Here is a 12,823-nt window from a genome sequence, read left to right on the forward strand (position 1 = left end):
GGATAAAAAAATAACCTGAGTAAACAATAAATCTGCGTGCTTTGCTCACTCAGGCTAACTCTTCTTAAAATTCGTTGCGATAAAATTAAAATAAATCCTCTTGTGTTAAGCCCATTTTTTCCAAAAGGCTTCTTAGAGTTTTTAATGCTTCAACTTGGATTTGACGAACACGTTCACGGGTTAAGTCAATTTCCTTACCTACATCTTCTAAGGTTGCTTTTTCAAAGCCTCGCAGACCAAATCTTCTTGCAATAACTTGCTGCTGATTTTCAGTGAGTTTGTCTAATAAGGATTCTATATGTAAACGTAGGTTTTCATTAGTCAATAATTCTGCAGGATTAACACTGTTTTCATCGGGAATAGTATCGAGCAACGATTTGTTTTCATCAAAACCTATAGGTGTATCCACAGAAGTTACTTTATCATTCAATCCCAAAAGCTTTTGCACATCCTCCAAAGGCTTATCAACCATCTCAGCAATTTCTTCAGGAGAAGGCTCATGATCGAGCTTTTGTGTCAGTTGTCTGGCCGCTCTTAAATATACATTCAACTCTTTAACCACATGAATAGGCAAACGAATTGTTCGTGTTTGATTCATTATAGCCCGCTCGATTGTTTGTCGAATCCACCAAGTGGCATATGTAGAAAATCGAAATCCTCGCTTAGGATCAAACTTTTCTACTGATTTCATCAATCCTAAGTTTCCTTCTTCAATTAAATCAAGTAAAGGCAAACCTCGATTCAGGTAGCGCCGTGAAATTTTAACCACCAAGCGCAAATTAGATTCAATCATTTTTTTACGAGCCGCAACATCTCCTTTTAAAGCCAGTGTTGCATAATGTACCTCTTCCTCAGCACTTAGCAAAGGTGAAAATCCAATTTCACTCAAGTACAATTGCGTTGCATCCATCATTTTAAGCGCATTCTTACCGCGAAATGATGGAAATGCATGGTCATCAGAAAAATCTGGAAGATCAGGAAGATCAAAACCTTCCTCCTCGGATTTCTCAATAAACGAATCAAGATCATCCTCTTCAATTAAAAGTGACTCATCGTCTGGCTCAGACCACTCTTCATCTTTAATTTCCGGCTCTTTAATTGGCTCATCGTCTTCACGCATTATTTTCACCTATAGTATTTAGCCATATTTCAAAATTGTTTATTTTGAGTTCAATATAAAACAGTTCGATATAAAATCTTATCTTATATCGAACTCACGTTAACTACATTATACTTCATCATAGAAAGTATTATCGAATCTCCGCGGCGAGGCCGCGGGGTCCAGATTAATCTTCTAAGTTGCTATAACTACAAGTAATCTGTCAACCTTTTTGTAGATAATTCAATGGATTGACAGGAACACCTGACTTTCTAATTTCAAAATGAACACCTATATATTTATGGTCGATAACACCTGCTTCCGCAATAACCTGGCCTGCCTTCACATGCTGCCCCTCAGCAACCATAACTCTTGCATTATGACCATAAGCAGTTAAATATCCATAATTATGTTTAATAATAATTAAGTTACCATAACCTGCCAGCCCACTTCCAGCATAAGCGACTACTCCACTTGCGGCCGCAAGTACTCTTTCACCTTTTTTACATGCAATGTTTATGCCTTTTTTACCTTGATCAGGGATAAATGTAGTCACTACACGCCCACTTACCGGCCATAACCAGCCTGAAGCAGAACGGGCGTATCGATTAGCAGGCGAATGGATTACGACTGGCCTTGGCTTTGGAGGAGCATAATAAGGTTTATTATATGCCCTTAAATTGCGCGAAACTTGCTTATGGCGCGGAATATTTCGTAAATTTATGATTTGGCCCACTCTTAAAGAATAAGGCGGATTAATATGATTTAAACGCGCCAAGGTCTTATAATCAGTATCATAACGAAATGCGATTGAATAAAGTGTCTCCCCACGTTTCACAACATGTACTTTTTGAGAATACCAGCGTAACTCACTAACCGGTGCCCAATTCTTTCCACAACCAACCAAAATCAGTGGGAGGAAAAGGCATAAAAGTTTTTTGAAAAATGAACTTATCATCAATTACCTCAACTAAAACTTAAATAATTCTGTTGAGCCTTATACAGATTTCTACTATTTCTGAAATCGTTATAGCTACAAGCGCGACTGCATTGTTCGGGTTAAATTAACGTGAGCTCAACATACAAGGTATAAAAGCCTTTTTGTCGCTACGAACGTTATCCCGTACAATGCACGAATTGATACGAGATATAGCTCTAACGTTACATTATTCTTCTTGAACATGGATACCATCAAGCCAATGGGCTAACTGATCAAACATTTTATAATTTGTCATATCTAAATGAAGAGGCGTGACCGAAACATACCCTTCATTAATAGCATAAAAATCAGTTCCAGGCCCGGCATCAGCCTCTGCTCCTGGCAAACCAATCCAGTAAATAGGTCGTCCTCTGGGATCAGTATCCTTGACAACAGGCTCTGCACCATGACGTGTTCCTAATCGGGTAACTTGCAAACCCTTTATTTTATCTAAGGGTAAATTAGGAATATTAACATTTAAAATAGTCTGTGAGGGCAGCCTGTGTATACTAAGTTGCATCACTAATTGTTTCGTAATAATTGCTGCTGTTTCATAATGTTGAATATCATGACCAACCATTGAAATTGCAAGCGCCGGCAACCCCAAATAACGACCTTCCATGGCAGCAGCGACTGTACCTGAATAAAGGATATCATCGCCTAAATTTCCCCCTTCGTTAATTCCAGAAACAACCATATCAATTTCGGAGTTTAAAAATCCAGTTACTGCTAAATGCACACAGTCAGTTGGAGTGCCTTCAACGCTGTAATACCCATTTTCTAATTTTTTAACTGTGATGGGTTGAGATAATGTTAAAGAATTACTTGCCCCACTTCTATTTCTATCCGGGGCAACTACCTCAATGTCTACAAAAGTTGAAAGTTCTTTAGCTAAGATATTAATCCCAGGCGCGAAAACTCCATCATCATTACTGATCAATACTCTCATGATTAACTCTTGGGAGATTCAAACCATCTAACCACTGCCAAGTGATCAGCCAAATCTTGTTTCTTCTTCATCAAACTTGCTTCTAAGTTTTCATTATTACGTTCAGTGTTTAATTGGTTTTGCTCTTTAGCAATAGCTTCTTGCAACGCTATAATTTTTTGGCCAAAGCCTTGGGGACTCATCTGTAATTGATATGCAAGCTCATTCATACGAGTAGCAAGAGTTTCCATTTGTTCACAAGTTAATCCTTGAGGTTGTCTTTCCGGACAGGCTTTCAGAGCTTGTTGTAATTCATCAGGATGCGTTTGGTAATAATATTCGTTTTTCGCTGAGCAAGAGGCCAATCCCAAAGCAATTAATAGTGCCACCCAACATTTATTCATACTCAACCTATTGTAAACTACAAAACACCAATATTATCATTAGACAAACTCCAACGCCATCTGTATGAGAGAGCCATGCTTGATTTTAAATTGCAACGTGATCCACAAACTGGTGAACAATATCTTGAGACTTCTATTTGTGGTAAACCCCTACTAACTACACCACAACTGAATAAAGGCACCGCATTCACTAATGAAGAAAGAAAAGAATTCGGTCTATTAGGCAAACTCCCTCATCGAGTTGAAACACTCGATGAGCAAGTGAAACGAGCGTACCTACAATATTCAAGTTATACGACACGATTGCAACAAAATATTTACCTAAATAACTTACACGATAAAAATCAAATTCTTTTTTATAAGCTAATTATTAAACATTTAGGTGAAATGTTGCCTACAATTTACACTCCTATTGTAGGAACAGCGGTAAAACGCTTTAGTCATGAATACAGACAACCTCGAGGCTTATATATTTCTCATTCCGATAAAAATCAAATTGAAGAAATATTAAAAAACCGCTCTAATCCTGAAATCGACGTGATCGTTGTCACTGATGGTGAGGGTGTCCTAGGCATTGGGGATCAAGGCATCGGTGGCATGGATATTCCAGTTGCTAAATTAATGGTCTATTGTTTATGCGGTGGTATTGAACCAACACGAACTTTACCTATATTTCTTGATGTAGGCACCAACAATCAAGATTTGTTAAATGATCCAATGTACTTAGGGTGTCGTCATCCACGCATTAATCCAGCAGCATATGATGATTTTATTTCTACTTTTGTTCATGAAATTCATAAGCAATTTCCTAATGCCTTTTTACATTGGGAAGATTTTGGGCGAGGTAATGCACGTCGTATCTTAGAAAAATTTCAAGATCAATTATGTACCTTTAATGATGATATTCAAGGGACGGGTGCCGTAACCTTAGCTGCCTTATTAGCTGCTTGCGATGTAACACATTCAAAACTACAAGAGCAGCGCATCGTTGTTTTTGGCGCAGGCTCAGCCGGCACTGGAATTAGCGACCAAATTGTTGATGCTATGGTACGGGAAGGGATTAGCTCAGAAGAAGCCTATCAACGCTTTTGGTTGATTGACAGACAAGGTTTATTACTTAGTACAGACCCAGATCTTACTGAAGCCCAAAAACCTTATACTCGTGATCCTAAAGAAATTGCACAATGGGCAATTAATGAAAAACACCATCCCTCACTTACCGATACTGTGAGACATGTTAAACCTACCATCCTTATTGGTTGCTCTGCTCAGCCCGGAGCTTTTTCGCAAGACATCATAGAAACGATGTCCACTCATTGTGAGCGCCCTATTATTTTTCCACTTTCTAATCCAGATGAACGATGTGAAGCAAAACCAGCGGATATATTAACTTGGAGCCAAGGAAAAGCATTGATTGCAACAGGTACTGCATTCCCACCTGTGGAATTTCATAACCGTATGGTACAAATTGCTCAATGTAATAATGCGTTGGTATTCCCAGGAATAGGCCTTGGAGTGCTTTCTGTAAATGCTACCCGACTCACCAAAGATATGATTCTGGCTGCTGCACATGCTCTTTGCAAATTTGCTCCAAGCAAAAAAGAAAGCTACCTTCCTTTACTTCCTTCCTTGGACGATGCCCAAACGGTTGCTAAAGAAATTGCTATAGCTGTGGCTCGTTGTGCTATTGATTCAGGGTATGCTCAGAAAAATAAAGAGGCTGACTTGGAAAAATTAGTCATTGATATGTTTTGGGAACCACGATATTTACCGTTTAAATTTATAAAACCTGATATGGTTTCTAGATAAAAGCAAAGTATCTGCTGTTCAGGGGGGTATGCTTGTTCTTGGTGAAAGGCTTGCTTACCAAGCAAAGCTTTAACCTGGTAATAGCACTATATTACCAGGCCACGCTTAGACTTTACTTCTTTCCATCAGCTTTTACAAAATTCACTTTGATATTTCTCGTTGTTGCACTTGAGGGTTCCCAAGAGCGTGCATATTTAAATAGGATATCAGTACTTGCAGGATAGTTTTTTCCTTTTTGTAAAGTAAAAATAAAATGCATTTGGCCACTAGCACCTATAAGTTTAGTTTTTGGTTGCTCATAATAACTATTGCTTAGGGTTAATAACTTCTTATTGTAATGAACAACGGACCATTGAAATCCGGTAGTTGGATTTGCAGGTAAAGTGACTTCGAAATTGGGGCTACTTACATTAACATCTAGAGTTAGCTTATCATTTGCATAAGTCATCATTGAAAAACTAAGAAACAACCAGCCAAGTATTATTTTCATTGACAAGCTCCTTTCGCACTCTCTACCAAACAGTGTAGCTTATTTTCCGTATAAAAAATAAATAGTAAACAGAATAGTACGACTGATTTTCTTATCGAATTTTTTATTATGGTGCCCTTTATTTTTTGCTAATTTTTATTCCAGTTAATATCCCTAGCACAAATATCATAATAAACAAACCCATTAAAGGCATAAGCGTATTTGCCCCTCGAAACAGCTCAAAAACGTTTATTTGTGTCATTTGGGAAACATCTTTAATGCCGTAAATACATAATTCACCAGTGGGTAATGAGCAGAATTTATCCGAAGGGCATGTCTTAAGGATGGTTTGATTTTCACCAGTACCACATTTAATATGAGCTTCTTTAAGTATTTTAAAAACTATGTCTGGATGTTTAGTAACAATTTCCGGCATGTTATCTCCTTTTTAAGAGCAATGAAGATTATCATAACTAAATTTTCGAATTATGTAAGAACCCTATTGCTACTTTTCATTAATTTTAAATATTAATCTTGATCTTAATGCACAGAAAAGCGATTATTTTATCTTTTTTAATCATTGTTAGGAGTGCGTGTGGACTACGAAACCATGGAATTTGATGTCATCATCGTAGGTGCAGGACCAGCGGGGTTATCTGCTGCGATTAAACTAAAACAGCTTGCTCTCAGCGCACAAAAAGAAATATCTGTTTGTATTTTAGAAAAAGGAGCCCAAGTCGGAGCACATATTCTTTCAGGAGCCGTTCTAGAACCGAGAAGCCTTAAAGAATTACTTCCTAGCACTTGGCAAGAAGCTCCTTTAGATACACCTGTAAAAGAAGATTTTTTTTATTTCCTAACTCAAAACCATTCCTATAAGCTCCCTACACCCAAGCCTATGCACAATGGAGGAAATTATATTATTAGCTTAGGTGAACTTTGTATTTTTCTTGCAGAACAAGCAGAGGCTTTAGGTTGTGAAATTTATCCCGGTTTTTCCGCAGTAAAAGCACTTTATAATGATCAGAATCAAGTAATTGGAGTGGTAACAGGTTGTGTTGGCCTCGATAAAAATAAAGAAAAAACCCATAATTATCAACCTGGAATGCATTTACTTGCCAAACAAACTTTATTAGCTGAAGGTTGCCGTGGACAACTCAGTCAAAATCTAATGTCGCGTTATCATTTAAGAGATAAAGTCAATCCACAAACCTATGGTTTAGGTATTAAGGAAATATGGCAGGTCACCGCAGAGCAATATAAACCAGGACAAGTGATTCATACTGTAGGCTGGCCAATGGATCATGCAACTTATGGTGGTTCTTTTGTCTATCATTTATCAAATCAACGTATTGCTCTTGGTTTTGTAGTGGGTCTTGATTATAAAAATCCATGGTTAAATCCTTTTGCAGAATTCCAACGCTTCAAAACACATCCATTAATCAAGCCTCTGCTGACAAACGGTGAACGTATCAGTTATGGCGCTCGTGCACTTAATGAAGGGGGATGGCAATCTTTACCAAAGCTGACTTTTCCGGGAGGAGCCTTAATTGGTGATGCAGCAGGTTTCCTGAATGTTCCTAAGATTAAAGGAATACACACCGCCATGCAGTCAGGAATGCTTGCGGCAGAAGCATGCTTTGAGACTTTGCAACAAGAGAATTCTACCCAAGTTGAGCTCACCAATTATACTGAAAAAGTCAGGAGCTCCTGGTTAGATAAAGAACTATATGCTGTACGTAACATAAGACCAGGGTTTAAATACGGCCTTTTCCCTGGTTTAATCAATGCTGCTTTTGAAACTTATATTACTCGTGGACATTCTCCTTGGACACTCACTAATCATGCTGATCACAAAACTTTAATTCCAGCAAATAAAGCAAAAAAAATAGACTATCCTAAACCTGATGGCGTTATTACCTTTGATAAACTTTCTTCAGTATTCTTAGCGAATACATATCATGAGGAAAATCAACCCTGTCATCTTGTATTGAAAAATCCACAATTAGCAATTGACATCAATTTCAATGAATATGCTTTTCCAGAGGGTCGGTACTGCCCTGCTGCAGTATATGAAATAATTGAAGAAGAAAAAGGGCCTAGATTACAAATTAATGCGCAAAACTGCATTCACTGCAAAACTTGTGACATTAAAGATCCACGACAAAATATAGTTTGGCATGCACCTGAAGGTGGAGGTGGCCCCAATTATTCTGGCATGTAATCTTTGTGAAAGTTGCGTTTAACGCTAAACTGACCATGTTTCTTGCCTAAATTCCCTAAGCGGAATCTGATACACCTCTCTAAAAACCCGGTCTAGCGCTACTCTCCAACGTTTCGCGACTTGTCTGCGAAATCCAGGGGCACTGCGCTAAAACACTGGACCCCGCGCGGACAAGCCACGGGACGTGGTCAGAGATGTAATCACGATTCAGCCTAATTATAGAGAGCTCTTTTAAAGTATCCTGTGCTCGCTCTTTTATTTTGCGACAAAACAGATTTTCATCTTACATTTTAATTATTTCTGCTGAAAACCAAGTTTATGTCTGATGTCCCCATATGATTATTAATAAACAGGAGATAAATATGTTTAGATATGAAGCACCAAATCCTTATAACAATGAAGGCTCGTTTTTTTCATTCTTAAATTCAAGTTCTATTTCATCAAGCCAGAGTATTGGCAAATTAGTATTACCTGCACAATGGCGGGAACCCCAAAATATAGGGGAAATGACCTTGAATCAATTTGCTCATGCAAATGACCTTCTTATTCAAGGTGGTTATGTGGGTACACATGATAGTGCTGTTTTAGATACGATTGAATTAAAACCAAAAGCAGAGTCTAACCTCCCCCTTAGAAACCAGCATTTTATTATTAAATTTAATGGAAATGGGATGTTCTATCAGGATGCATTGCGTGATTTTGCTTATGATGCAAATAAATTAAACGTAACCGTCATTGGCTTTAACTATCGTGGTGTTGGCAACAGTAAAAAAACACCTGAGACCTTTCAAGATCTGGTGACTGATGGTATCGCGCAAGTGCAACGTTTGTTAGACAGTGGTGTTGATTCAAAAAAAATAACAATAGATGGCTTATCACTTGGTGGTGGGGTTGCAACAATAGTTGCCAGTCATTTTCATAAATTAGGCAAACCCGTTTATTTGTGGAATGATCGTTCTTTTGCTTCAATCTCGAAAGCAGCTGCAGGCGTTGTCGCACCCGAAATAGATAATATTTTTGGCGACACTTTAGCGACATCTTTTGAATACACATCCTGGAGTTTAATGAAACCAGCTGGATGGGATGTCAATGTTGCTAAAGCCTATAACGCTATCCCAGATGAATACAAAAATCACATGTATGTAGCTAAAAAATCCGCTCGCTCTTACGGTGATGGTGTAATTGCTCATCGAGCATCATTGCACGAAGGAGTAAAACAAGATGAGAAGAAAAAAGGTATTAGGACTGGCCATAAAGTTTATGCCACCCATGGCTTATTTGGTGGCGGTCATAATATGTCCCGAAGTGATTTAGTGAGCGCAGAAAATACCTCTCTTAGTGGACAAGATCAGTTTGAAAATTTTATAAGAAATCACCGATTCTAAAATTAATAGGGTGTTGCGTTTAATTTGTTGATCACACTTTTATCTGAAATTCGAGTCTGTTAATAACGATGGTCGCGCGACCATCGTGAACTAATTGAAACGTTTTTTCACAATGAAAAACACGACATTTGTAGCGCTGTTCTCCAGGAAGTGATTTGCCATTTTTTTAAATACCCGGATGTCGCCAAACAGCAATTTCCACTGAGCCTGCTTATAACATAAGCAGACACTGGACTTAACTTATTGTTATTCATTTTACATAAGCATGCATCCATAAGAATAGCTATTATCTGTATTTAAGCCAGAATTTTCTTCATCTATTGCAGGCTCTTTAGCCTCCTTTATAGTCTTAGGGGTTACTTCATTGATAATTTCTTTTTTAGATTGAGGGACCTTATTCTCAAAAATTTGTCTTGCTTTTTGCATTTCTTTTTCATCCTCTAATGAATACCATGTCAGCTCTGTACCATCCAAAAAGCTAATTTGATAAGTTGCTAAATGATTATGTTCAAAAAATTTCCCTCGATAATTAATTTTTGATTTTTCCTCATCATTTATATTTACATGGATCCCTGTGACTGGTTTTCCTTCAAACGCTAATTTCATTTGTTGTTTTAAATCTTCATCAAAAAATATAGAATTAGCTTCCTCAATTACTTTTTTATATTTCCCTAAATCATTTTTTATTTTTAGTTGCTTAAATATATTCCATTTAGCATCTAATAGTTTTTCTGATTGATTCATTTGCCAAGAAAGGTAAGGAGCCATAAGGTTCATCCAACGGGCAACAAGTTTCTCAAGCTTTTTTAAGCAATTCACATGAGTATCAAAACTACTAGAATCTTGCTGTTGCTCTTTGATAATGCTTTTAAATTCTTGATTTAAATTAATTAATGTTAATTTTTGAGATTCGGTGAGCTTCATTTGATACGTCCTTATATTCAATTGAGGTCCAATCGTATTAAATATAAAAACTGATTGCAATTAGCCGATAAAAAATTTAATGAGATCAATCTCAATAAAAATATATGCAAAAAATACAATGATTGATTGTTAGGCACCTTATTGAAAATTAATAAAAAAAATCTTGGATATAATGCGTTTGATTAGGTAAAATGTGCACTTTTTAAAGTGTAGGAATTTATCACATGAAGTTTAGTCCTAGTACAAATCCAGAGCATTTAGAAGTAATTACCAAACCGACATTAAAGAGATTAGTTTTAAAATCAGATGAAGAACTAACAGAAAGCTTAAAATCACTCCCTAAAGAAATAGATTTTGATGTACCCGATGGAGACTTCAACACAGTACTCTATCTTGCTGCTGCAAATAACTACATAAAAACAGTAAGTTATTTGTTATTGGAAAGAAAAGTGAATCCCAATATTAAAGTATCTGAAGACTTAACTGCTGCCCATATTGCCGCTGCAAATGGACATATTGATGTATTAGAGAAATTAGCGAGTTGCGAAGATATTAAGTTTAATGAAAAAGACCAATACGGAGAAACACCTCTATTTCGCGCAATAGGAAATGCTCCGGATGAAAAGCTTTTAGAAATTGTACGTTTAATTGTTAATAAAGACCCCTCTTCAATTTCAGTGCCTAACGAAGATGGAATTTTCCCTATTGAACTAGCACTGCAAAGACAACATCGATCAGTAATTCAATTGCTATTAGAAAATGGCGCTGATGTTAACAAGCGTTGCAGTGAAACTGCAGCAAACATGATGATGTCACAAAGCGTCCCTAGCAGACAATTTGCTAATGCTTTCGTATTTTTTACGGGTTCAACGGAAAATAATAATTTACGCCAATGCGCTAAGTTAATTATCGAAGCTTATAACAAACAACATCTCGCAGAGGATGTTCAAGAAATGGCAGCAAACAGTAGCCTCAACAAACTCTAGTTCATTCTTCACGATATTGTCTCAGCGAATAGCGGAGACAATATCTTCATTTCTCTAGATTCTGCGCCAATTTATGTCTCAAACGCTAATAAACGTCATTATTAATAATCAAAAAATGTATAGTTTGTAAAATTTACGTATATTTTGAAATTTCCTCAAAAACCATCATCAGATTATCGTAGAATGTAATGCTTATTTTAAAGTAGTGTGAGCACGATATAAAAAATCATTTTATTTTTCATATCGAATAGGTGTTGTATCGTTAGCTCCGCAGAATTACTAAGAATCAAAGTAATGAGAGAATTAATGATGAATGTCAAAAAACTAACAATTGTTTGCACCATAACATTACTTTATCTGACTAGTTTTTCTTCTATAGCCGCAAATACTAGCACTGAGATGGATGTATTTTTAATTTCAGATCCTCATGTGGATATTACAAAACATCACTCAACGCCTATAAATCCACAACCTAATATTTCTGAAGAATTAGATCCACTAAGTTTCAAATTTTTAATAGCAAAAATTGGTGAGCAAATCGACTTGCATCAAGAAGCAAATCCTGCTGTTTTATTGCTCGGGGATTTACCTGCTCATAATGCATACAAACGTAAGACAACTCGAGATAATATTAATTTAGTTTTTGAGCAACTGTTTGAAAAAATAAATCCCTCCCCCTATTTTTATGTTTTTGGTAATAACGATTCTTTACAAAGAAATTATGGCCCTTTTACCTATAAAGGCCAATCTGCTTTCGATTTATTACAAAAGGTAACAGGTAATAATGATGGATTTCTCTCTACAGGCTTAAAATGCCCATTTTATGACAAGCCTTGCATCAGCAATGAAAACAAAAACTACGGTTATTATTCTGCTTATTTAAAGGATCATCTCAAGCTTATTTCATTAAATAGCGTTGTATTTGTATCAAGACCAAACTTCTCCCCTTCTCGAGAGGGAGCCAAAGAAGAACTTCAATGGTTGGAAAATGAAATTAAAACAAGCAAGGCAAATCATGAGAATGTTTTATTAGCCATGCATGTTCCACCTCAAAATTGGGAGTCAATCTATAAAGAATCATTCATAAAAATAATAAAAACTTATCCCGAAATCATACTCGGGCTGGTTGCAGCACATACTCATTTTGATGAAATTCACGCGATTAAAATTGAAAATAAAGATTATGTGATCCCAATCATTTATTCAGCCTCCATTGGTTCCGATCATGGCAACGCCTCCTCCTTTAAAATTATAAATTTATCAAGACAAAATGACACTTCTTCATGGCAATTGAAAAACTACGTCACTTATAATTTTATTGGTTCTACCACCGAAAAAAGTCAGCTCAATCAATATTATGACTTCAATCACGCATTTTGTTTGAACTCTTCTCCTGAAACTATCAGTAATTGTCTCAAAAAGCATATCAGTAACAATAAATTTGATAATGCCACAAGCACCTTGATGAGCAACCATTATACAGCAGGTAACCCTAATAATAACCAAAAAATTAACCCCTCTTCAAAATGGCTCATGATAATAAAGTAACGAATCAATGAAGCATCGCTCTATTCAACACAGTTGCTCACCTGCAGCATTTCTATGAGCCCCGAAAG

General features: G+C 36.6%; 12 protein-coding genes. 5 read left to right on the plus strand and 7 right to left on the minus strand.

What is annotated here, in order from left to right; genetic code table 11:
- Window positions 1-85: 85 nt before the first annotated feature.
- From rpoS to DYH34_RS12025, 4 genes are all read right to left on the minus strand, one after another.
- Window positions 86-1,120 carry an RNA polymerase sigma factor RpoS gene (gene rpoS, locus DYH34_RS12010; protein WP_058465616.1) on the minus strand — a complete coding sequence of 345 codons (1,035 nt, stop codon included), beginning with the start codon at window positions 1,118-1,120 and terminating at the stop codon, window positions 86-88.
- A 202-nt stretch (window positions 1,121-1,322) separates the two neighbouring features.
- The gene (locus DYH34_RS12015) at window positions 1,323-2,057 is read right to left on the minus strand and encodes a peptidoglycan DD-metalloendopeptidase family protein (RefSeq protein ID WP_058465615.1); all 735 of its coding nucleotides are present in this window, start codon (window positions 2,055-2,057) and stop codon (window positions 1,323-1,325) included.
- A 208-nt stretch (window positions 2,058-2,265) separates the two neighbouring features.
- Window positions 2,266-3,027, minus strand: coding sequence for a 5'/3'-nucleotidase SurE (gene surE, locus DYH34_RS12020; RefSeq protein WP_058465614.1), 762 nt, complete (start codon window positions 3,025-3,027; stop codon window positions 2,266-2,268).
- Window positions 3,028-3,029: 2 nt separating this feature from the next.
- Window positions 3,030-3,410, minus strand: coding sequence for a hypothetical protein (locus tag DYH34_RS12025; protein WP_058465613.1), 381 nt, complete (start codon window positions 3,408-3,410; stop codon window positions 3,030-3,032).
- Between the two features lie 75 nt (window positions 3,411-3,485).
- Between DYH34_RS12025 and DYH34_RS12030 the strand changes: the two genes are divergently transcribed.
- Window positions 3,486-5,219, plus strand: coding sequence for an NAD-dependent malic enzyme (locus DYH34_RS12030; protein WP_058465612.1), 1,734 nt, complete (start codon window positions 3,486-3,488; stop codon window positions 5,217-5,219).
- Between the two features lie 112 nt (window positions 5,220-5,331).
- Here the strand turns inward: DYH34_RS12030 and DYH34_RS12035 are convergent, their stop codons facing one another.
- The gene (locus DYH34_RS12035) at window positions 5,332-5,709 is read right to left on the minus strand and encodes a protease inhibitor I42 family protein (RefSeq protein ID WP_058465611.1); all 378 of its coding nucleotides are present in this window, start codon (window positions 5,707-5,709) and stop codon (window positions 5,332-5,334) included.
- Window positions 5,710-5,827: 118 nt separating this feature from the next.
- Window positions 5,828-6,124, minus strand: coding sequence for a hypothetical protein (locus DYH34_RS12040; protein WP_058465610.1), 297 nt, complete (start codon window positions 6,122-6,124; stop codon window positions 5,828-5,830).
- A 159-nt stretch (window positions 6,125-6,283) separates the two neighbouring features.
- Between DYH34_RS12040 and DYH34_RS12045 the strand changes: the two genes are divergently transcribed.
- Entirely contained in the window at window positions 6,284-7,912 is a 1,629-nt protein-coding gene (locus tag DYH34_RS12045; RefSeq protein ID WP_058465609.1) for an electron transfer flavoprotein-ubiquinone oxidoreductase, read from the plus strand.
- A gap of 362 nt (window positions 7,913-8,274) precedes the next feature.
- The gene (locus DYH34_RS12050; protein WP_058465608.1) at window positions 8,275-9,297 is read left to right on the plus strand and encodes an alpha/beta hydrolase family protein; all 1,023 of its coding nucleotides are present in this window, start codon (window positions 8,275-8,277) and stop codon (window positions 9,295-9,297) included.
- Window positions 9,298-9,552: 255 nt separating this feature from the next.
- Here the strand turns inward: DYH34_RS12050 and DYH34_RS12055 are convergent, their stop codons facing one another.
- Entirely contained in the window at window positions 9,553-10,221 is a 669-nt protein-coding gene (locus DYH34_RS12055; protein WP_058465607.1) for a tudor domain-containing protein, read from the minus strand.
- A gap of 224 nt (window positions 10,222-10,445) precedes the next feature.
- On the opposite strand from DYH34_RS12055, the gene DYH34_RS12060 reads away from it, so the two are divergent.
- Both DYH34_RS12060 and DYH34_RS12065 read left to right on the plus strand, forming a co-directional pair.
- The gene (locus DYH34_RS12060; RefSeq protein ID WP_058465606.1) at window positions 10,446-11,207 is read left to right on the plus strand and encodes an ankyrin repeat domain-containing protein; all 762 of its coding nucleotides are present in this window, start codon (window positions 10,446-10,448) and stop codon (window positions 11,205-11,207) included.
- A gap of 306 nt (window positions 11,208-11,513) precedes the next feature.
- Complete coding sequence (locus DYH34_RS12065; RefSeq protein WP_058465605.1) at window positions 11,514-12,755, plus strand: metallophosphoesterase; 1,242 nt, start codon at window positions 11,514-11,516, stop codon at window positions 12,753-12,755.
- The last annotated feature ends 68 nt before the right edge of the window (window positions 12,756-12,823 follow it).

The sequence above is a fragment of the Legionella cincinnatiensis genome (assembly GCF_900452415.1).
Classification (GTDB): Bacteria; Pseudomonadota; Gammaproteobacteria; order Legionellales; family Legionellaceae; genus Legionella; species Legionella cincinnatiensis.

What these genes read in the sequence shown, in the direction of transcription:
- rpoS (WP_058465616.1), bottom strand. Translation starts at nt 1,120, where the DNA reads ATGCGTGAAGACGATGAGCCAATTAAAGAGCCGGAAATTAAAGATGAA.
- DYH34_RS12015 (WP_058465615.1), bottom strand. Translation starts at nt 2,057, where the DNA reads ATGATAAGTTCATTTTTCAAAAAACTTTTATGCCTTTTCCTCCCACTG.
- surE (WP_058465614.1), bottom strand. Translation starts at nt 3,027, where the DNA reads ATGAGAGTATTGATCAGTAATGATGATGGAGTTTTCGCGCCTGGGATT.
- DYH34_RS12025 (WP_058465613.1), bottom strand. Translation starts at nt 3,410, where the DNA reads ATGAATAAATGTTGGGTGGCACTATTAATTGCTTTGGGATTGGCCTCT.
- DYH34_RS12030 (WP_058465612.1), top strand. Translation starts at nt 3,486, where the DNA reads ATGCTTGATTTTAAATTGCAACGTGATCCACAAACTGGTGAACAATAT.
- DYH34_RS12035 (WP_058465611.1), bottom strand. Translation starts at nt 5,709, where the DNA reads ATGAAAATAATACTTGGCTGGTTGTTTCTTAGTTTTTCAATGATGACT.
- DYH34_RS12040 (WP_058465610.1), bottom strand. Translation starts at nt 6,124, where the DNA reads ATGCCGGAAATTGTTACTAAACATCCAGACATAGTTTTTAAAATACTT.
- DYH34_RS12050 (WP_058465608.1), top strand. Translation starts at nt 8,275, where the DNA reads ATGTTTAGATATGAAGCACCAAATCCTTATAACAATGAAGGCTCGTTT.
- DYH34_RS12055 (WP_058465607.1), bottom strand. Translation starts at nt 10,221, where the DNA reads ATGAAGCTCACCGAATCTCAAAAATTAACATTAATTAATTTAAATCAA.
- DYH34_RS12060 (WP_058465606.1), top strand. Translation starts at nt 10,446, where the DNA reads ATGAAGTTTAGTCCTAGTACAAATCCAGAGCATTTAGAAGTAATTACC.
- DYH34_RS12065 (WP_058465605.1), top strand. Translation starts at nt 11,514, where the DNA reads ATGATGAATGTCAAAAAACTAACAATTGTTTGCACCATAACATTACTT.